General features: G+C 60.4%; 15 protein-coding genes. 10 read left to right on the top strand and 5 right to left on the bottom strand.

The window, feature by feature from the left end; genetic code table 11:
- Positions 1–425 precede the first annotated feature (425 nt).
- The 3 genes from AOA62_RS17895 to AOA62_RS17885 all read right to left on the bottom strand — a co-directional run bounded on the left by AOA62_RS17895 (position 426) and on the right by AOA62_RS17885 (position 4,082).
- Positions 426–2,072, bottom strand: a complete 1,647-nt coding sequence (locus AOA62_RS17895; RefSeq protein WP_099549333.1) for a SulP family inorganic anion transporter — start codon at positions 2,070–2,072, stop codon at positions 426–428.
- Complete coding sequence (locus tag AOA62_RS17890; RefSeq protein WP_017136633.1) at positions 2,062–2,679, bottom strand: ParB-like protein; 618 nt, start codon at positions 2,677–2,679, stop codon at positions 2,062–2,064. Before AOA62_RS17890 ends, AOA62_RS17895 begins: the two co-directional genes overlap by 11 nt.
- A 125-nt stretch (positions 2,680–2,804) precedes the next feature.
- Positions 2,805–4,082, bottom strand: a complete 1,278-nt coding sequence (locus AOA62_RS17885; protein ID WP_017136634.1) for a serine/threonine transporter — start codon at positions 4,080–4,082, stop codon at positions 2,805–2,807.
- A gap of 415 nt (positions 4,083–4,497) precedes the next feature.
- Between AOA62_RS17885 and AOA62_RS17880 the strand changes: the two genes are divergently transcribed.
- The 7 genes from AOA62_RS17880 (at position 4,498) to AOA62_RS17850 (ending at position 11,300) form a co-directional block, all read left to right on the top strand.
- Entirely contained in the window at positions 4,498–4,998 is a 501-nt protein-coding gene (locus AOA62_RS17880) for a DUF4822 domain-containing protein (RefSeq protein ID WP_099549332.1), read from the top strand.
- Between the two features lie 57 nt (positions 4,999–5,055).
- Complete coding sequence (locus AOA62_RS17875) at positions 5,056–5,502, top strand: hypothetical protein (RefSeq protein ID WP_017136636.1); 447 nt, start codon at positions 5,056–5,058, stop codon at positions 5,500–5,502.
- Between the two features lie 255 nt (positions 5,503–5,757).
- The gene (locus AOA62_RS17870; RefSeq protein ID WP_017136637.1) at positions 5,758–6,282 is read left to right on the top strand and encodes a cysteine hydrolase family protein; all 525 of its coding nucleotides are present in this window, start codon (positions 5,758–5,760) and stop codon (positions 6,280–6,282) included.
- A gap of 96 nt (positions 6,283–6,378) precedes the next feature.
- Entirely contained in the window at positions 6,379–7,329 is a 951-nt protein-coding gene (locus tag AOA62_RS17865; RefSeq protein ID WP_099549331.1) for a 2-hydroxyacid dehydrogenase, read from the top strand.
- 90 nt (positions 7,330–7,419) lie between these two features.
- On the top strand, positions 7,420–9,312 hold the full coding sequence (locus AOA62_RS17860; RefSeq protein ID WP_099549330.1) for a pilus assembly protein TadG-related protein: 1,893 nt from the start codon (positions 7,420–7,422) through the stop codon (positions 9,310–9,312).
- Between the two features lie 130 nt (positions 9,313–9,442).
- A complete protein-coding gene (locus AOA62_RS17855) occupies positions 9,443–10,510 on the top strand; it encodes a phosphotransferase family protein (RefSeq protein ID WP_099549329.1) in 1,068 nt (355 codons plus the stop codon).
- A 22-nt stretch (positions 10,511–10,532) separates the two neighbouring features.
- Complete coding sequence (locus AOA62_RS17850; RefSeq protein ID WP_017136641.1) at positions 10,533–11,300, top strand: SDR family oxidoreductase; 768 nt, start codon at positions 10,533–10,535, stop codon at positions 11,298–11,300.
- Between the two features lie 143 nt (positions 11,301–11,443).
- Here AOA62_RS17850 and AOA62_RS17845 read toward each other — a convergent pair whose 3' ends face one another.
- Positions 11,444–12,073 carry a DNA-3-methyladenine glycosylase I gene (locus tag AOA62_RS17845; protein WP_099549328.1) on the bottom strand — a complete coding sequence of 210 codons (630 nt, stop codon included), beginning with the start codon at positions 12,071–12,073 and terminating at the stop codon, positions 11,444–11,446.
- Positions 12,074–12,290: 217 nt separating this feature from the next.
- On the opposite strand from AOA62_RS17845, the gene AOA62_RS17840 reads away from it, so the two are divergent.
- From AOA62_RS17840 to AOA62_RS17830, 3 genes are all read left to right on the top strand, one after another.
- Positions 12,291–13,616 carry a C4-dicarboxylate transporter DctA gene (locus AOA62_RS17840; RefSeq protein WP_169986452.1) on the top strand — a complete coding sequence of 442 codons (1,326 nt, stop codon included), beginning with the start codon at positions 12,291–12,293 and terminating at the stop codon, positions 13,614–13,616.
- Positions 13,617–13,699: 83 nt separating this feature from the next.
- Entirely contained in the window at positions 13,700–14,401 is a 702-nt protein-coding gene (locus tag AOA62_RS17835; protein WP_099549327.1) for a FadR/GntR family transcriptional regulator, read from the top strand.
- Between the two features lie 17 nt (positions 14,402–14,418).
- Entirely contained in the window at positions 14,419–15,105 is a 687-nt protein-coding gene (locus tag AOA62_RS17830) for a GntR family transcriptional regulator (protein ID WP_099549326.1), read from the top strand.
- Positions 15,106–15,300: 195 nt separating this feature from the next.
- Here the strand turns inward: AOA62_RS17830 and AOA62_RS17825 are convergent, their stop codons facing one another.
- Positions 15,301–20,169: an NAD-glutamate dehydrogenase gene (locus tag AOA62_RS17825; protein ID WP_099549325.1), complete on the bottom strand. Its 4,869-nt coding sequence runs from the start codon at positions 20,167–20,169 to the stop codon at positions 15,301–15,303.
- Between the last annotated feature and the right edge of the window lie 136 nt (positions 20,170–20,305).

The following is a 20,305-nucleotide window of genomic DNA, read 5'->3' as shown; positions in this document are numbered from 1 at the left end:
TGCTGTTGCTGTTGCTGTTGCTGTTGCTCCGGCTCTTACATCCTTTTCGATGACGAAGTCAGCGGTCTTTTGATCTGCGCTTTTGATCTTGATCTTGATCTGAAATCGCCCCGTTAAACACGATGGCCGGAATCTGACAGTGATTTGGGGGGTAAACCGGCAGGGATGCCGGTTTAGCCGCGCTGGGCCAAGGATGGCCCATCGCGGCGGCCCCCCAAATCACTGTCGGATTGCGGGCATGCCGAGCCATAGCGAGGCACCGAGTGTTGGGGCGAAGACTTTTTGGTTACTTTTGTGTCTTTACAAAAGTGACCCGCTGTAAGAGCGGAACCAATAGAAGCCGTTACCGCAGCAACGGATATGTACACCACCAACAACCCGCCATCGCAGGCAAGCCAGCTCCCACATTTTTTGATCACTTGCACTCAAGACCTGGCGTGCAACGCCAACTGCACTGCACCATCAACACTCAAGGCACTCAGCAAAACCTGTGGCGCAACGGCTTCGGGCAAGGCTTGCAGCACTTCCATCGCCGCATGCCGCACCCGCGCCAGTACCAGCCGCTTGCCCTCCCCGTGCACCTGCGCAAAAAACGCCGCCAGCGCCTCGATACTGGTGCCGTCAAGGTCGGGCGATTCTTCCAGGCTCAACACCACCGCCTCGACCGGCGACTGACGCATCAAGCGCAACGCCGCGCCCAGGATGCGTTCGGCATTGGCGAAAAACAGCGCCTCACTGGGCCGCACAATCAGCAAGCCAGGCACCTGCACCGCATCCGCATGGTGTTGACGGTCAACAAAGTCATGACTGTCGCCCAGGCGCCCCAGCACTTGAATATCCGCCGAAGACATCTGGCGCAGCATCAACACTACGCTGATCGCCACCGCCACCAGCAAGCCATCCAGCACGCCCAGCACAAGCACTGCCGCCACCGCGCAGATCACCAGCAACCGGTCGCGGCGCCACAGGAAGTAACGGCCCAGGGGTTGCAGGCTCAAGCCACGGCCCAGCGCATAGATGACGATGGCTGCGAGCACCGGCTCCGGCGTTAACGCCACATGCGGCAGCACCGTCAACACGATCACCAGCACCACCAGCGCCGCAACGATGCCCGCCAGGCGCGAACCGGCGCCGGCAGCCTCATTCGCCGACGTCGCCGAATAGCCCGCGCCGGCGGGCATGCCGTGGAACAACCCGGACACCAGGTTCGCCGCGCCCAGCGCCAACAGATCGCGATTGGATGACACCCGGTCGCCATGTTTAAGTGCGAACGAACTGATAGAGCCGTAGGACTCCGCATACAGGATCATGACCAAGGCAAACGCCAACTCGCCCAGGCGCAACCAATCCGCGAACGGCAGCACGGGAAAGTGCCCCAGCTCCAGGCGCAGATCAATCATGCCGATCAAGGCCACGCCATGGGCCTGCAAGCCCAGGTACTGCCCGGCAACAATCCCCACGACCACCACCAGCAAGCCGCCCGGCAGGCGCGGGATTCGCGCGCACAGCCATAACACCGCCAATGCTGCCGCTGCCACCAGTGCCGCCGGCCAATTCCAGTGCGCTAATTGCTCCAGTAACTGCGGCAGAAAGCGGATCAGGTTGTTATCGGTCAGGTGTACGCCCACCACACTGGCCAGTTGCTTGAGGATGATGGTCAGCGCCAGGCCGAAGGCAAAACCGCGTAGCACCGGCTTGGCGATAAACGACGTCACACCGCCCAGCTTGAACAAACCGGCCAACACAAACAGCACGCCGGTGATCAGCACCAGCCCGAAGGCCAGGGACAGCCTCAGCGCTGGATCATCCCCGGCCAGGCTGGCGGTGGCAGCCGCCAATACCGCCGCAGAAGAGGAAGTGGCCGAGACAATTGCAAAACGGCTGGTGCCCAACAGGCCGTAGCACACCAGCCCGGCAAACAAGGCGATCACACCGGCCTGCGGCGGCAACGCAGCGATGCTGGAATACGCCACAGCCTCCGGCAGCAGTAACCCGGCGATGGACAACCCGGCCAGGATGTCCTGGGTACGATTGGGGGGTACGGCAACGGGCGTAACGGTTTCAGTTTTCAATCGGCCCAACCCATCCTGGCAAATAACGAGCTTCCTGGCTGCGCGCCAGAGTCATGGCCTTGCCCAACAATTTGGCATTTGGCTGGCTGACAACATCGCTGCCGATACGGCTGCGAAAGAAGTCCGCCCACAAAAACTCGCTGAACGGCGTTGCGTCCTTGGCGTAACCACCGGCGGTACGCAGCAGGCCGGCAAGGCTGCGGTAAGGGTCGTCCTGCAGGTCGGTAATCTTGCGGGGAATGGCCTCATAGGTACGCCGCAAACCGCGCGCGTCGTAGGGGTGGACCCATTGATTGAATGCCATGACATTCCAGAAGGTGCTGCGCTCCACGAATGACAGGTCCTTGAGCATCAGCAGCGACACACTCTTGACCTCTTCCAGAATCAAAGCCATACCGAAGTGATGATGGTCGGTGATGTAGTAGCGCTCGTCCGGCCCCAGCACACAAGGGAACCAGTGCTTGTCGAGGGCGGCGGCGCGCTCCTTGCGCTTGAGTTTGGTCCAGGCGTCGCGCTTGGCAGCGACTTCCGCCATACCGACCGTCAATTGTGTAGGGTGCAGTTTTTCCAGCTTGCCTGTGACCAATTGCGGGCGGGGCCGAGCCATGGGTATCTCCAAAGGGAACCAACACGTCGACAGCTTAGCCCTCATTGGCATGGGGATTTTTTCGGACACAAAAAAAAGCCGATTCACGCAGTGCGCGAATCGGCTTTGCTACCCGGCGTCTGTCATCAGGACAACAGCGAGTAAACCAACGCAGTAATCGCGACCAGGCCCACCGCGGTGACAAACACATTGGATGCTTGCCCACGGTACTTGGCCATGGCCGGCACCTTGCGGATCGCGTACATCGGCATCAGGAACAGGATCGACGCGATGATCGGGCCACCGAGGGTTTCGATCATGCCGAGAATGCTCGGGTTGAGCGTGGCGACCAGCCAGCACACCACCAGCATGAACGCGGCGGTCATGCGGTCCAGGGATTTGGCAGCCGGACGACGCCCGGTTTTCAATACCAGCCCCTTGAGGCCTTCACTGGCGCCGATGTAGTGGCCCAGGAACGACTTGGCAATCGCCACGAATGCAATCAACGGTGCGGCGAAGGCGATGGTCGGGTTGTCGAAGTGGTTGGCCAGGTACGACAGGATCGACAGGTTCTGCGCTTTCGCTTCGGCCAACTGCGCCGGCGACAGCGTCAGCACGCAGCTGAACACGAAGAACAGCACCATCACCACCATCAACAGGTGCGCGCGGCACAGGATCTGCGAGCTGCGTTCATCGGCATTGGCGCCGTACTGGCGCTTCTGATCAACCGCGAAGGCCGAGATGATCGGCGAATGGTTGAACGAGAACACCATCACCGGAATCGCCAGCCACAAGGTATTGAGCAGCGCAGACGGCGCCGGGACTTCGTTGGCAGTGCTGAGAATGCCACCGGTCCAGTGCGGGACCAGGTACACCGCCAGGAACAGCAAGGCAACGATAAACGGATACACCATCAGGCTCATGGCCTTGACGATCACTTGCTCGCCGCAACGCACCACGGCCAGCAAGCCGAGGATCAGCACAAAGGCCAGGATCGCCCGTGGCGGCGGCATGATGTGCAGTTGGTGTTCCATGAAACTGCTGACGGTGTTGGTCAGGGCCACACTGTAGATCAGCAGGATCGGGAAGATGGCGAAGAAGTACAGCAAGGTGATCAGTGCACCGGCCTTGAGGCCGAAATGCTCTTCAACCACGTCGGTGATGTCAGAGCCGGCACGGCCGGACAGCACGAAGCGCGTCAGGCCACGGTGAGCGAAGAACGTCATCGGGAACGCCAGCAATGCCAGGATCACCAGGGGCCAGAAGCCGCCCAGGCCGGCGTTGATCGGCAAAAACAAAGTACCGGCGCCAATAGCGGTGCCGAACAGGCCGAGCATCCAGGTGGTGTCCTGGCGGCTCCAGCTTGTGAGGGTTGCAGGTGTCGTTGCATAGCGTTCGTCGACGCTATTGGCCTGATCATTCATCCGGTCGGATCTCCGCATTTACACGGCCGGGGCGAGTCAGAAAAACCTGACAGGCAGCGCCTCGACCATAGAAGGGGCCGGATTGTCCGGGATTCTCTCGAATAAGCAAAGACTTAGCTGAGGAATGGTTGAGCGGCGCAGCAATTCAAGGAGGGTGGCGGACGGCAGCTTTCGTGGGCTGCGAAAGGTTATGGCCTTGCCAAAAATCCGTTAAACGAAGCAACTTCCAAGAAGTATCCGACATTTAAAGCAGACACAGCCTACATCTAAATAATATTTCCACTGAGATAGACCATTAACTATTACAAGACCATACATAACCATTGAGCCGCCGCCAGAGCACACACTAAGATCGCCGCGTCCCTCGCACAAACATCATGCCGCGCTCTTAGCCAGCAGCCTCAGGAATTCAAGAATGAAAACACTCAGTATTGTATTAACTGGTCTGTGTCTTATCGGCCTATTTAAATCCAGCGAAAGTTACGCAACGCCAACCGCGCCTGAACGGGATATCCAGGCGCTGGCCTCTTCCCCACAATGGTTGACCACCAAAGTCTATATCGAGGGTGCCCCGGATAAGGATGTCAAGGCCAACTACCCCGGTGTGGTGGGCATTTCAATGTGGGACCCACAGCGCAACCGTTATGAGTTCTTCTATGCTGACACCGGGCTTTCAAAATACGCCGATGGCGGTGGCGGCTACTTCCTTGTCACAGGCGACCAAAATACCCATATTCTGGTGCCCGATGTGGGACCGGTCAAAACCGTGGTCAGGCGACTGGAAAAACTGGATAAGAACGAGTTCACCTACTCGCGCGAAGTACCTCGCGACATGATTGCCAACAACCCTCCTGTTCGAATCTATGTCGTCCATGCGCCTTATATCGGCCCGATAAAAACTGCGCTGTCGAACTAGTCAGCCCTCACGCCTGATGCTACGCCGCTTGAATTAATAGACTGCAAGGTGCCCAAAATGAAGCCATGTAACGCCCTCACATCATTGTTAATACCTGTGCTGTTGACTGTTGCTCTGTTGCCCGCAACAGCCACTGCCAACACCGCCGCTCCCTCCAGCGTAAGCACTGTGGCGGCTACAGCTGATAACGCCGTCATGTTAACGGTGTTTCTCAAACATGATCAGTCGCGGCCCTTGAGCGAGTTGAAGGCACAATTGGCGAAGCAAGCCTTTCACAAGGTATTTCCTCCTGCCGGGGTTGAAGTGGTCAGTTGGAATGTCACCATGGGCATCGGACAGATCGTCGTGCTACGCCTGCCGGCTTCGCGCCTGGTAGAGGTCAATCTGGCGATAGAGCGCACTGCCTGGGGCGCCTACACAACGGAATTCTATCCTACCTACGATTTCAGGCCGATCGCGCAAGCAGAGCAAATCCAGGCGCAGCAGGCGGATTCTGCCCAATAATGGCAGTGTGGCGGCAGCCCTTTGAGGAAGCTATGGCAGCGCCGTTGACAACCACGCGCCCGCCCCAGCATGATCGAGCCATGAATCTCATTCAGCGCCGCCTCACCCGCACCACCACCACGACCGCTTATGGCGGGTCGGGCGGTGGCTGTGGGTGCGAAAGCTAAAAACCCCCCGAAACACCCCAAGGCCCCGCCAGCAATGGACGGGGCCTTTTTATTGCCCCGCCCGCTGGCCACTGCAAGGAGCAAGACCATGGCTAACGCCCTGTTGATCATCGATATGCAAACCGGTTTATACGACGGGCCGCAACAGCCCTTCGAGCGCGAGCGCGTGCTGGGCACCATCAACCAGCTTATCCAGCGCGCCCGCAGGGCCAACGTGGCTATCTTCGTCGCTCGCCACACCGGCCCGGCAGGTTCGCCGATCGAAGCTGGCAGCCCGTTATGGCAACTGTGGCATGGCCTCGACGTCGACGACGCTCACGATCACCTGTTCAACAAAACCCGCCCCAGCTGCTTCCTGGGCACTGACCTGGCGCAACAACTGGCGGCGGCACAGGTCGATGAATTGGTGGTGGTCGGCATGAAAACCCAGTTTTGCATCGACACCACGTGCCGAGTAGCGGCCGAGCTTGGGTTTTCGGTGATGCTGCCCGAGGACGCTCATACTTGCATGGACACCCCGACCTTGCCGGCCAAGGCGATCATCGAGCATCACAATGCGACCTTGGCGGGGGCGTTTGTGAAGCGGGTGAAAGCTCAGGATGTTGAGTTCTAGAACTGCCTGTGCGGGATTTTTTCTGACCGAACAAATCGTTCCGTCTTACAAATCCCGCATACTCCTCCTATCAAACCCTTCAGGAAGAGCCTTCCGATGTCCACCACTGTTCTGGTCCTGGTTGAAACCATCAACGAATACCTGCAAATCATCGAGAGTAACGACTTCCATGTGATTCTGGCGCCGACACCGGCCGAGCGTGCCCAGGCGATCAAGGCCCACGGCGCGCAGATCAAGGCGGTACTCACCCGTGGCCCGCTGGGGCTGTATGCCGAGGAAATCGCGGCGCTGCCGTTGCTCGAGATTATCTGCGTGATCGGCGCCGGCTATGAGCACGTGGACCTGCAAGCGGCGAGCAATCGCGGGATCGTGGTAACCAACGGCGCCGGCGTAAACGCGCCGTCAGTGGCTGACCACGCCATGGCGTTGCTGTTGGCGCTGGTGCGTGGCATTCCCCAGACTGACGCGGCGGTGCGGCGCAGCGAATGGCCGAAAGTGATGCGCCCTTCCCTGGGCGGCAAGCAACTGGGCATTCTCGGTCTCGGCGCAGTGGGCATGGAGATTGCCAAACGTGCCGCCCTCGGCTTTGGCATGGAAGTGAGTTACCACAACCGCCAGCCCCGCGACGATGTGGACTACACCTATTGCGCAACCGCCGTGGAGCTGGCGCGCACCTCGGACTTCCTGATCCTGGCCACGCCGGGCGGAGCCAGCACCCGCCACCTGATTGATCGCCATGCCCTGGATGCGCTGGGGCCGAACGGTTACCTGGTGAACATCGGACGCGGCAGCGTGGTGGTGACTGCGGACTTGGTGGCTGCGCTGGAGCAACGGCGTATCGGCGGTGCCGCGCTGGATGTGTTCGACGATGAACCGAAAGTGCCCGACGCCCTCAAGCGGCTGAGCAATACCGTGCTCACCTCCCATGTCGCCGGCCTGTCGCCGGAAGCGGCACACGACACCGTGCAGCGCGTGACCGATAACCTGGTGGAATACTTCGCCGGCCGCCCAGTGCTGACACCGGTTACCCTGCCGCCGCGCAACTAGTAGCGATTAGCCAGCGCCGACGCAAAACCTGACTACACTGCTTGCGGGGATGCTCAGGACGTCGGTGCAGGACCGGCGAAGGAACGCACAATGATTGGCCATGGACTCGGCCCGGCCCGCCAACGCGGCGCCATCGGCCTGATAGGCGCGGTAACCCTTGGTATTGCGCTGCTGTTTCTGCTGCTGGTGGTCGACAGCGGTCGCCTGTACCTGGAGAAACGCAAATTGCAGCGTGTGGCCGATACGGCTGCGCTGGAAGCGGTGAGCCGCAGCGGCACATGCGCGGCGCCCGCTAACAATGCCGCACAATTTGCGACCGAAAGCGCGGCACGCAACAACTTTAGCCTTGACGACAATCGCACGCTGGCGACCGCCTGCGGCACCCTGGCCACCGGCGCAGATTTTATGCGCACGTTCAGCGCCGACCCGAGCAAAACCGATGCCATCCGGGTGATTGCCACCCATCGCGTGCACACCAGCCTTGCCCATGGCTTGCTCACGCTGTTCTCGGGCCAGCCCGTCAACCTGACAACGCTGCTCAGCGCCACCGCCGTCGCCGCCGCACCAACCCCAACGGTTGCCCAGCTCACGGTTCGCAGCACCTTGTTAACGGTGGACAGCACCCAGTCTGTCGCCCTCAACGCCTTGATCGGCGGCCTGCTGGGCGGCAAGTTGCAGTTGGACGCAGTCGGCTGGAATGGGCTGCTCAATACCGATATCAGCTTGCTCAAGTACCTGGATGCGCTGGCCATCCAATTGAAAGTCAGCGCCGGTAACTACGACCAACTGCTCAAGACCGACGCCACTGTAGGCCAACTGATCCAGGCGGCCATTGATGTGCTCAAGCTGGGCGGTGACGCGGTCAAAGTGGTGATCAACAACCTGGAAGCCATCAAGCTGATTGCGCCGGGCACGCAGATCCTGCACCTGGGCGACCTGATCAATATCCAGAACGGCACCGACAAAAGTGCGCTGGATGTGAACCTGCAACTGTTCAACCTGATCCAGGGCTTTGTGCAGCTGTCGAACAAGGCCAGCGCAGTTGCCGTTGAGCTGCCGGTGGATGTGCTGGGCCTGCTCGGCGTGACCGTGTCGACCAAAGTGATCGAGCCCGGGCAGGTTTCCAGCATCGGCAACCCCAAGGATATCGCCAAGCAGCCCATTTATGTGCGCACCGCCCAGGTGCGCACTTTGATTTCGGTAAAACTGCCGATCGTCACGCTGGTGAATAACCTGCTGGGTGGCACGGTGCAAGCGCTCAGTGACCTGCTGGGCGGCCTGTTTGGCTTACTCGATCCCAATTGTTGCCTGGTCGCCAGCCTGGAAATCGGCGACACCCTCGACATCGCCCTGGAAGCCGCTGGCGGCAGCGCTATGGTCACTGGCTACAGTTGCGACAGCGGCAAAAAGTCGTTGTCGGTACTCGGCGAAACCTCGGCATTGCGCGCGATGATTGGCCAGGTTGACCCCAAGAATCTGTACTCGTCCACAGAAAAACTCAAGGTAGACGAGTACCCGGTGGTGGATATCGGCACTAAAACCTGCAAGCGCGGCACCGGCGTGTGTAGCGACAGGCAGGCCTTTGCGGCGGGCGGCCTGGGCATCCGAATCGACAGCGACGTGTTGAAAACCCAGCGTGCGCACACCTACACCGAGCCGCCCGCTATCAACCAGCAACCGCTCTATTACGCATTCGCCAGCTCGAACGCAGTCAGCAGCCTCAAGCAAACACTCACCGGCATCCAACTGATCAACCACCCGCCCAAAATGGCCAGCCTGTTGGGCGCCGTGTTGGGCCTGGTCACGGGCGTGGTCAACGGCTTGCTCACCACCCTGGGCGGCTTGATTGCCGGGCTGCTCGGCCCGCTGCTCGACCCCATCGTCAACAACCTGCTCGCCGGCCTGGGCATCGACCTGGCAAAAGTCGAAATCGGTGCCAATTTGTCGTGCAACCCCGGTGGCCGGGCCATGCTGGTGATTTGAGCACATCAGGCCCGCTGATCATCGTCCAACACGCTAACCTATTAAGCCGCCCCGACCTTGTCGCTGGGCGGCGGTGCGCATTAGATTAGCCAATAGTCCAAGGCCTTTAGAATAAGCAGAAGGGATAAGCATGGCGCTTAACGACCAATCGACCCATATTCGCCCCGGCGAAGAACTTGATGCCAGCCTCATCGATCCCTACCTCAAGGCGCATATTCCGGGCCTTGCCGGCACGGTCAAGATCAGCCAGTTCCCCGGTGGCGCATCCAACCTGACTTACCTGCTGGAATACCCTGGCCAGGAATTCGTGCTGCGCCGCCCGCCATTTGGCCACAAAGCCAAGTCCGCCCACGACATGGGCCGCGAATACCGCATTCTCAACCAGCTCAAGGACGGCTTCCCGTATTGCCCCAAAGCCTATGTGCACTGCCTTGACGAGTCGGTGATCGGCGCCGAGTTCTATGTGATGGAGCGCGTCAACGGCATCATCCTGCGCTCTGACCTGCCGGCCGAACTGGGCCTGGACGCGGCCAAGACCGAGGCGCTGTGCAAGAGCTTTATCGATAAATTCGTCGAACTGCACCAGGTCGACTACGCTGCCTGCGGCCTGGCCGACCTGGGCAAGCCCGAAGGTTATGTAGAACGCCAGATCCGCGGTTGGAGCGACCGCTACGAAAAAGCCCTGACGCCCGACGCACCCAGCTGGGAAACCGTGCGCGCGTGGCTCAACGACAAGATGCCGGCCGACCACCCGACCTCCAGCATCGTGCACAACGACTACCGCTTCGACAACGTGATCCTCGACCCGCACAACCCGATGCAGATCATCGGCGTGCTGGACTGGGAACTCACCACGTTGGGCGACCCGCTGATGGACTTGGGCAACACCCTCGCCTACTGGATCGAAGCCGCTGACCCTGCGCCCGTGCAACTGATGCGCCGCCAGCCCAGTAACGCGCCGGGCATGCTGACTCGTCGCCAATTCGTCGACTATTACGCCGAGCGCTCCGGCATCCAGATCGATAATTTCGACTTCTACTACACCTACGGCCTGTTCCGCCTGGCCGGCATTGTGCAGCAGATCTACTACCGCTTTTTTCACGGCCAGACCCAGGACAAACGCTTTGCGCAGTTCATCCATATGAACAAGCTGCTGGAGCAAATGAGCCTGAATGTCATCGCTAAATCAGCCCTCTGACTACAAGAGCAAGGAACCCAGCATGTCCAAGACCCACCTGTTCGACCTCGACGGCAAGATCGCTTTCGTTTCCGGCGCCAGCCGTGGCATCGGTGAAGCCATCGCCAAGCTCCTGGCCCAGCAAGGCGCCCATGTGATCGTCTCCAGCCGCAAGCTCGAAGGCTGCCAGCACGTGGCCGACGCGATCATCGCCGCGGGCGGCAAAGCCACCGCCGTGGCCTGTCATATCGGCGAAATGGAGCAGATTACCCAAGTGTTCGCCGGTATCCGCGAACAGTTTGGGCGCCTGGATATCCTGGTTAACAACGCTGCAACCAACCCGCAATTCTGCAACGTACTGGACACCGACTTGGGCGCCTTCCAGAAGACCGTTGACGTGAACATCCGCGGTTACTTCTTCATGTCGGTGGAAGCCGGCAAGCTGATGCGCGACAACGGCGGCGGCAGCATCATCAACGTGGCCTCGATCAACGGCATCTCCCCGGGCGTGTTCCAAGGCATCTACTCGGTGACCAAGGCCGCCGTGATCAACATGACCAAAGTGTTTGCCAAGGAATGCGCGGCGTTCGGCATCCGTTGCAACGCCTTGCTGCCGGGCCTGACCGACACCAAGTTCGCCTCGGCGCTGGTCAAGAACGACGCGATCCTGAAGGTGGCCCTGGCGCAGATCCCGCTCAAGCGCGTAGCCGACCCGAGCGAGATGGCCGGTGCGGTGCTGTTCCTGGCCAGTGATGCGTCCAGCTACACCACCGGTGTGTCGCTGAATGTGGACGGTGGCTTCCTGTCCTGACCTGACCTTCCAGGCACCGCAAAATCCCTGGGGTAGCAAGCTTACTGTGGCGAGCAAGCTTGCTTGCGCTGGGGTGCGAAGCGCCCCCAAAAATCGGGAGACTGCTGCACAGTCCAACGGGAGCAAGCTCCCTCGCCACACACTCAAGGGCGCTTGAACTGTTGGCGTATCGCCTCTATGCGCGGGCGGCAAACGCAGCCCTCCAAGTGATCATTGACCATCCCCATCGCCTGCATCAGCGCGTACATCGTGGTGGGGCCAACAAAGGTCCAGCCGCGCTTCTTCAAGGCTTTGGACAAACGCACCGACGCCGGTGACGTCGGGTTGCCGGTCCAGTACGCCATGTCCACCACCGCCGGGCGTTCCTCGGGCGTGGGTTCAAACGCCCACAACCAGCGCGCCAGCGAACCGGTTTCGTCCACCAACTCACAGGCCCGGCGTGCGTTATTGATGGTCGAGACGACCTTCGCGCGGTTGCGCACGATGCCTGGGTCGTTCATCAGCCGCTCGATATCGGCCTCGGTGTAGTGGGCGACACGGCGAAAATCAAACCCTTCGAACGCCGCCCGAAACTGCTCGCGCTTGCGCAAAATGGTGATCCACGCCATGCCCGCCTGGAAACCTTCCAGGCAGATCTTCTCGTACAGTTGGATATCGTCTGCGACCGGCACGCCCCACTCGGCGTCGTGGTAACGCGGGTACTCCGGCGCGGCCGTGCGCCAGGTGCAGTGAGTCTGGCCTGCTGAATCCGTGGTCAACCCTGGTTTGTCCATCGACTACCTCGCCAATCAAGGCGCGGATCATAAGCGAAAAAATTTACCGCCCGCCAACCGCTCAAGCATCACCCTTACCGACCAACTGGTCAGACCGGGACCTGACAACCGTCGAATATTTACTTGTGATTTGAAAAAAACCCAGCGTAGACTGGCCGCGCACTGGACATACCGGTAAGACCACAACAATTAAGCCCTGGAACCACCAGGGCACCGAATAGAGATCCCTCCCATGCTCAGATGGTGCTCGCGTTCGATTTTCCTGCAAGTCGTGATTGGCCTGATGTTAGGCGTTATCTGCGGCCTGGCCCTTCCCGAATTCTCCTCACAACTCAAACCCCTGGGTGACGGCTTTATCAAGCTGATCAAAATGCTGATTGGCCTGATCGTATTCTGCGTGGTGGTCAGCGGGATCTCCGGCGCCGGCGACCTGAAGAAGGTCGGACGCATTGGCTTGAAGTCAGTGATCTACTTCGAAGTGCTGACCACCGTCGCCCTGGTGATCGGCCTGATCATGGCCTTCAGCACGGGTATTGGCCAAGGCGCCAATATTCACTTGGAGCAACTGTCATCCGCCGGTCTCAATGAGCTGGCCGACAAGGGCCAGCACATTCGCGGCACCAGCCAGTTCCTGATGGACCTGATCCCCAATTCGGTGATCGGCGCCTTTGCCGACAACAATGTGCTGCAAGTGCTGCTGTTTTCGGTGCTGTTCGGCAGCGCGCTGAACCTGGTGGGCGAAGCCGCTTCCGGTATCTCACGGCTGATCAACGAGCTTAGCCACGTGATCTTTCGCATCATGGGCATGATTGTGCGTCTGGCGCCGATCGGTGTATTCGGCGCCATCGCCTTTACCACCAGTACCTACGGCCTGGATTCGCTGCAGCACCTGGGCAGCCTGGTGGGTTTGTTCTACCTGACCTGCTTTGCTTTTGTCGGGCTGGTGCTGGGCCTGGTGATGCGTTTGTCCGGCCTGCGCATGCTGCCGCTGCTCAAGTACCTGCGCGAAGAGCTGCTGATCGTGATGGGCACCGCCTCCTCCGACGCGGTATTGCCGCAGATCATGCGTAAACTCGAGCACTTGGGCATTGGCAGCTCCACCGTCGGCCTGGTGATTCCGACCGGTTATTCGTTCAACCTCGACGGTTTCTCGATCTACCTGACCCTGGCCATCGTATTTATCGCCAATGCCACCGGCACACCGCTGTCGATGACTGATTTGCTGACCATCCTGCTGGTGTCGTTGATCACCTCCAAAGGTGCCCACGGCATTCCGGGCTCGGCGCTGGTGATTTTGGCGGCCACGCTGACCGCGATCCCGGCGATTCCGGTGGTGGGGCTGGTGCTGGTGTTGGCGGTGGACTGGTTCATGGGCATCGGCCGCGCGCTGACTAACCTGATCGGCAACTGTGTCGCTACCGTGGCCATTGCCCGTTGGGAAAAAGACATTGATATCCAGCGCGCCAACAAGGTGCTCGATGGCGAGCAAGGGTATGCCTTCCAGGCCAAGAAGCCGGTGCTGCCGGCGCATCAGGAATTCTAGCAACGCGATCCAACTGTGGGAGCTGGCTTGTCGGGTCCCACATGGAATCGCGACCCTATTGGCAACATCAAGGAGACGTAGACGTGATCAGCACTTCAACCGTCGTCAACTCAGTCGTAGAAAAACTGCGCGCCGCACTCAAGCGGGGCCAGTGGCGCCAGGGCGACATGCTCCCCGGCCAGCGTGAACTGGCCGAGCAGATGGGCATCAGCCGCCCGAGCCTGCGCGAAGCCGTGATCGTGCTGGAAACCCTGGGCCTGGTGCGCTCGATGCCCGGCAAAGGCGTGGTCGTGCTGGAAACCAGTGTCAGCGAGCCACAGTCCAGCGACGCCGTGGCCGACGCCAGCCTCGAAGATATCCTGCAACTGCGCTACACCCTCGAACCCTTCATTGTCGGCCTGGTGGCCCAGTCCATCAGCAGCAAGGAAGTCGGCCAATTGCGCCTGACCTTGATGGACATGCGCGAAGCCCTGGATGCCAGCGACGCCGAAGCGGGCATGAACGCCTACATCGGCTTTCACGAAGAGCTGTTCGCCCTGACGTCCAACCCGATCTTCCAGAACGTGGTGCAACAAACCAGCAACGCCCTAAAGCAAAGCGCCCAGGTACTGCGCAATTCACCCGAGCACTTGGCCGAACGCCTGCAGGAAAACGACGCCGTGGTGCGCGCCATCCGCAACAAGAACAGCGCCCTGGCCAGCGCCGAAATGCGCCGACATATCCTCCAGGAAGGCCTGCGCATGGGCATTCGTTTGAATATCCCGGACGACCATCTGGGCAGCTGATTTTTTGGAGACCGACCATGAGCGCCCCCGCCCTGCAACGCAATGCCGTCCTCCCTGCCCTGCGCCTGGTTGGCGGTAAAAAACTTTCGGTGGATGACATCTACCCACGCCTGTTCGATGCCATCCTCGAACAACGCATCGCCCCGGCCAGCCGTTTTACCGAAGAGAGCCTGGGCGAAACCTTTGGTGTGAGCCGCAGTGTGATTCGCCGTGTGCTGGCCAAGCTGTCCCATCAGCAAGTGATCATCCTGCGCCCCAACCAGCGTGCCCAGGTGGCGGCGCCGGATGCGCAGCAGGCGCGTCAGATTCTGGAGGCGCGGCGGATGACCGAGATCACCGTGGTGCAGTTGGCCTGCGCCCAAGCGACCACCCCGCAGATACGCCAGCTGCGCGAGTTGATTGCACGGGAGCGCGACTGCATCGAACGCGACCAGCGTGGGCCAGCGATTCGATTATCGGGGGAGTTTCATCTGCAATTGGCGCAGATGGCAGGCAACGCACCGTTGGCGCAATTCCTCAACAGCCTGGTGCCACTGACGTCGTTGATCATTGCGCAATATGAGGCGAAAGCCTGCACCTACTGCGCGTGGCAGGAGCATGTGGGAATTGTCGATGCGGTGGAGCAACGCGATTCAAGTGGCGCCGTGACCCTGATGACTCAGCACCTGGATCATCTGGAAAGCAAATTACTCAAACACCACTGAGTCCAAGTGGATGAACATCAAACTGTGGGAGCTGGCTTGCCTGCGATAGCGGTGGGTCAGCAGCCTTCCTGTTACCGAAAGACCGCTATCGCAGGCAAGCCAGCTCCCACATTGGGTGTGTGGGGTTTGATGAATGTGGCGCCAACAAAAAGCCCCCGCATCTTACGATACGGGGGCTTTTGTTTTACCGAGGGATCAAGCCGGTTGCAGCACCGACTGACCGCTCAACGCCAGGTCGAGCAACTCACGGTTGGCGACCGCATACATGGCGTAGTCCGTGCCGACTGCTGCACGGATTTCGACCATCATTGCGCGCCAGCGATCGGCCATGTCCTGGTGCTGCTCAAGCCACAGGGCCACGCGGGCTTCCATGTCTTGTGGCGCGTCGGCCATTTGCAGTACCGAGATGGTGATCGCCCGTTGCTGCCAGTCCACATCGTCGCGGAACGCTTCGCGGGCCTGGGCCTGCCAGTTGTTGGCCACCGGCAGATCGCTGATCTGCTGCAGGTACCACGGCAGGTCCAGCGCGCTGCCGACGGCGAAGTAGGCCTTGGCCACTTCGGCGGCGTCATGCCCGGTCACGTCGGCGGCTTCGATAATCGGCAGCAAGGTGTACAGGTGGGTCGTGCCTGCAACCATGCGCGCCAACAATTCCGGTACGCCGGCTTCGGTGTAGGCCTGGTAGCGGTTCTGCCAGCCTTCGCGGGTCGGGCCTTCCAGCAATTCGTCGAGCTTGAGGCCCAACGCCGCCAGGTGCGGACCGAAGTGCGCGGTGTCGCGGCCAGCGTCCTGCTCGTTGCGACGGCTGCGCAGGAACCAGCGCGTGGCACGACGGCCCAGGCGCATCAGCTCATCCATCAGCTCCAGTTGCACGTCGGCGGACACCTGGTGGTCCAGGGCTTCGATCTGACGGAACCAGTGCGGGAGGTGGAAGATGTCACGCACGATCACGTAAGCACCGGCCACGTTCGCCGGGCTCATGCCGGTCGACTCTTTGAGTCGTTGAACGAAGGTAATGCCCATGTGGTTGACCAGGTCGTTGGCGATCTGGGTGCTGACGATTTCGCGCTTGAGGCGGTGACGGCGCATGGCTTCGCCGAACTTGGCCACCAGGCTCGGTGGGAACGCGGTCTCCATGTCACGGGTCAGGTAGTCGTCATCCGGCACCAGCGACTTGAGCAGGGCTTCCTTGAGGTCGATCTTGCTGTAGGAGATCAACACCGACAGCTCTGGACGGGTCAAACCCTTACCGGTGGAGGCACGCTCCACAAGCTGCTCTTCGGTCGGCAGGTACTCGATGGCGCGGTCCAGCTTGCCACGGCCTTCCAGGTCGCTCATCAGGCGCTTGTACTCGGCAGCACGCTCGTAAGCCTTGCGCGCGGCCAGGGACAACGCCTGGGTCTGCTTGTAGTTGTTGCCCAACACCAGGTTGCCGACTTCGTCGGTCATGCTCGCCAGCAGCTGGTTTCGCTGCTTGTCGGTCATGTCACCGGCCTGCACCACTTCGTTGAGCAGGATCTTGATGTTCACTTCGTGGTCGGAGCAGTCCACACCACCGGCGTTGTCGATGAAGTCAGTGTTGGAGCCGCCGCCATTGAGGCCGAATTCCACACGGCCCAATTGGGTCATGCCGAGGTTACCGCCCTCGCCCACTACTTTGCAGCGCAGCTCATTGCCATTGACGCGCAACGCGTCGTTGGCCTTGTCGCCCACGTCGGCGTGGCTTTCAGTGCTGGCCTTGACGTAAGTGCCGATACCGCCGTTCCACAACAGGTCCACCGGCGCCTTGAGCAAGGCGTTGAGCAGTTCGGTCGGGGTCAGCTTGTCGGCCTGGATGTCGAAGCGTTCTTTCATCTGTGGCGAAATAGCGATGCTTTTGGCACTGCGCGAGAAGATCCCGCCGCCTTCGGACATGATGCTGGTGTCGTAGTCGGTCCACGCCGAACGCGGCAGCTCAAACATGCGCTGGCGCTCGACGAAGCTGGTCGCCGGGTTCGGGTTCGGGTCGATGAAGATATGCAGGTGGTTGAAGGCCGCGACCAGTTGCAGCTTGTCGGACATCAGCAAGCCGTTACCGAACACGTCACCGGCCATATCGCCGACGCCCACCACGGTGATGCTGTCTTCCTGCACGTTGATGCCGCGCTCACGGAAGTGACGCTGCACACCGACCCACGCGCCCTTGGCGGTGATGCCCATTTTCTTGTGGTCGTAACCTGCCGAACCACCGGAAGCGAACGCGTCGCCCAGCCAGAAGCCGTAGTCGATGGCAATGCCGTTGGCGATGTCGGAGAAGGTCGCAGTGCCCTTGTCCGCCGCGACGACCAGGTACGGGTCATCGTCGTCATGACGCACGACGTTGACCGGTGGCACCAGGGCGCCGTCCTTGAGGTTGTCGGTAATGTCCAACAGGCCGGAAATGAAGATGCGGTAGCAGGCGATGCCCTCGGCCGCGATCTCGTCACGGGTGCCGCCCAATGGCAGGCGACGCGGCAGGAAGCCGCCCTTCGCACCCACTGGCACGATGACCGAGTTCTTGACCTGCTGGGCTTTTACCAGGCCGAGCACTTCGGTACGGAAGTCTTCTTCACGGTCGGACCAGCGCAGGCCGCCGCGCGCAACGTTACCAAAGCGCAGGTGCACGCCTTCAACGCGCGGCGAGTACACGAAGATTTCAAACTTCGGCACCGGCTTGGGCAGCTCAGGAATCGCACGCGGGTCGAACTTGAAGCTGAAGTACGACTTGTTCTGGCCGTTGGCGTCGGTCTGGTAGAAGTTGGTGCGCAGGGTAGCCTTGATCAGGTCCAGGTAGCGACGCAGGATGCGGTCTTCGTTAAGCACCTGAACATCGTCCAGGGCCGAGAGAATCGCTTGTTCCAGGCGTTGCTGCTTGTCTTCGAGGTCATCGGCGGTGAGCTTGCGCGCCAGGTAGAAGCGGGTCTTGAACAACCGGGTCAACTCACGAGCGATGTCGGTGTGGTTGTTCAGGGTGCTGGCGATGTAACCCAGGTCGAAGCCCAGGCGGATCTGCTTGAGGTAACGCGCGTAAGCACGCAGCAGCGCCACGTCGCGCCAAGGCAGGCCGGCGGTAAGTACCAGACGGTTGAACGCATCGTTTTCGGCATCGCCATGCACGATGTGCACGAACGCGTCCTGCAGGGTGTCGTTGAGCTGCTGGATATCCAGGTTCACGCCTTCGGCGGCAATGAACGCAAAATCATGGATCCAGAACTCACGGCCATTGGCGTGACGCAGGCGGTACGGGAACTCGCCCAGCACGCGCAGGCCGAGGTTTTCCAGGATCGGCAGCACGTCGGACAGCGCCAGTGGCGTGTCGGCGTGGTAGAGCTTGCAATGCAGCTCTCGCTGGCCGGAGACCTGGCCCAGCGGCTGATAGAAGCTCATGACCAACGGGTTGGCTTCGGTCAGGCTGTTGAGGTGCTGCATATCGACCACAGCCGAATGCGCAGCAAAACGCTCGCGGTAACCTGCCGGGAAGCCTTTCGGGAAATCCGCCAGCACGTTGGTGCCCTGGGCTTCGCCGAAGCTTTCCACCACCAGGCTGGCGTAGTCGTCCTGCCAGCTGCGGCAGGCCTGCACCACTTCTTTTTCCAGTTGAAGCGGGTCGATGTCCAGGCGGTTCTTCGGGTCAACCCGCAGAATCAGCTGCACACGGGCCAGGACGGACTCGGAGAAGAAGGTCCAGAATTCGCAGTCCGAGGCTTTCAGGCGATCCATCAGCACTTGCTGGATCTTCTGGCGCACTTCGGTGGAATAGATGTCGCGCGGCACGTAGGCCAGGCAGTAGCAGAAACGACCGTACGGGTCTTTGCGCAGGAACACGCGAATCTTGTTGCGCTCCTGGATCTGCACGATCGACATCACGGTGTTGAACAGCTCGTCGACCGGGGTCTGGAACAGGTCATCACGCGGCAAGACTTCAACCACCTGGGCCAGCTCTTTGCCCAGGTGTGCCTTGGCCTGGAAGCCCGAGCGGCGCTCGATTTCCGCGACTTTACGGCGGATATAAGGGATCACTCGCACGCTTTCGCCGTACACCGACGAGGTGTAGAGGCCCATGAAGCGGTGTTCCTTGATCACCTTGCCGTCGGCGCTGATCTCACGGATCGACACATAGTCCGGGTACGCCGGACGGTGCACGCGGCTTGGGTGCGCGGCCTTGGCGAACGACAGCACGGTCGGTTCACGCAGGTAAGCCACGGCGTAGTCTTCGATGCGCGTGTCTTCGGCGGTGAGGCCGGCACGCAGCAATTTGGTCAGACCGAGGAAGGAGCCGGTGTCATATTCGATATGACCGCCGTCCGCCTCGTCACGTACCACAAACTCTTCATAGCCAAGGAAGGTGAAGTGGTTGCCCACCAGCCATTCCAGGAAGCTCTTGATCTCGGCTTTTTCTTCGCCGTCGATGCTGAACTGACTCGCGTCGATACCGGCCAGCAGGTCCTGGACCTTGGCTTTCATCGGTTCGAAATCGGCCACGGCCACGCGCACTTCGCCCAGCACTTGCTCAAGCTCTTTGCTCAGCACGTTGAGTTCGGCGGCATTGGCGCAACGGTCGATTTCCAGGTACATCAGCGATTCTTGCAGAATGCCTTCGCCCTGGGTGCCTTTTGGCAGGATTTCCAGCAACTCGCCTTTTTTGCCGCGACGCACGCTGAGCACGGTGGTTTGCAGGGTGTGGATGCTGTAGCCACGGCGATTCAGCTCGGTGCGTACCGAGTCGACCAGAAATGGCAGGTCATGGTGCAGTACTTCGACCGCGGTGTGGGTCGACTGCCAGCCATGACGTTCGTAATCGGGGTTGTAGACCCGCACTTGCGGTTGGGTGTGATCAAAGCGCTCAAGCAGGCGCCAGGCAGACAGGGTGCAACCGGCCAGGTCGGAAAGGCGACGTTGGGTCAGTTCGTCCAGGGAAATAATGCCGAAGAATTGCTCAGCGAACAGCGCCACTTGTGGCAGTGCCTGTTCACTGATGTGCTGCGCCAGTGCCGCTTGCAGTTGATGCTGGAAGTCGGACTTGCTGGCTGCGGTGAAGAACGCCATCTGTGGTACTCCGCTTGGGCTTGTTATTGATGGAAGCGTCGCGTGTTATCCCCTTGCGGGGAGACCGTCAGCTCTGTTCGTCAATAACCTTATAACGAATCGAGGTGACAGGTGGGTGAAGCTGCGCAAGGCGATC

Origin of the sequence: Pseudomonas sp. 2995-3, from assembly GCF_002742565.1 — a bacterium.
GTDB classification, from domain to species: Bacteria; Pseudomonadota; Gammaproteobacteria; order Pseudomonadales; family Pseudomonadaceae; genus Aquipseudomonas; species Aquipseudomonas edaphica.
The sequence above is the reverse complement of the archived record's forward strand: the minus strand, read 5'-3'. Positions and strand labels throughout refer to the sequence as shown.

What these genes read in the sequence shown, in the direction of transcription:
- AOA62_RS17825 (WP_099549325.1), bottom strand. Translation starts at nt 20,169, where the DNA reads ATGGCGTTCTTCACCGCAGCCAGCAAGTCCGACTTCCAGCATCAACTG.
- AOA62_RS17855 (WP_099549329.1), top strand. Translation starts at nt 9,443, where the DNA reads ATGGCGCTTAACGACCAATCGACCCATATTCGCCCCGGCGAAGAACTT.
- AOA62_RS17830 (WP_099549326.1), top strand. Translation starts at nt 14,419, where the DNA reads ATGAGCGCCCCCGCCCTGCAACGCAATGCCGTCCTCCCTGCCCTGCGC.
- AOA62_RS17880 (WP_099549332.1), top strand. Translation starts at nt 4,498, where the DNA reads ATGAAAACACTCAGTATTGTATTAACTGGTCTGTGTCTTATCGGCCTA.
- AOA62_RS17885 (WP_017136634.1), bottom strand. Translation starts at nt 4,082, where the DNA reads ATGAATGATCAGGCCAATAGCGTCGACGAACGCTATGCAACGACACCT.
- AOA62_RS17850 (WP_017136641.1), top strand. Translation starts at nt 10,533, where the DNA reads ATGTCCAAGACCCACCTGTTCGACCTCGACGGCAAGATCGCTTTCGTT.
- AOA62_RS17865 (WP_099549331.1), top strand. Translation starts at nt 6,379, where the DNA reads ATGTCCACCACTGTTCTGGTCCTGGTTGAAACCATCAACGAATACCTG.
- AOA62_RS17860 (WP_099549330.1), top strand. Translation starts at nt 7,420, where the DNA reads ATGATTGGCCATGGACTCGGCCCGGCCCGCCAACGCGGCGCCATCGGC.
- AOA62_RS17875 (WP_017136636.1), top strand. Translation starts at nt 5,056, where the DNA reads ATGAAGCCATGTAACGCCCTCACATCATTGTTAATACCTGTGCTGTTG.
- AOA62_RS17890 (WP_017136633.1), bottom strand. Translation starts at nt 2,679, where the DNA reads ATGGCTCGGCCCCGCCCGCAATTGGTCACAGGCAAGCTGGAAAAACTG.
- AOA62_RS17845 (WP_099549328.1), bottom strand. Translation starts at nt 12,073, where the DNA reads ATGGACAAACCAGGGTTGACCACGGATTCAGCAGGCCAGACTCACTGC.
- AOA62_RS17870 (WP_017136637.1), top strand. Translation starts at nt 5,758, where the DNA reads ATGGCTAACGCCCTGTTGATCATCGATATGCAAACCGGTTTATACGAC.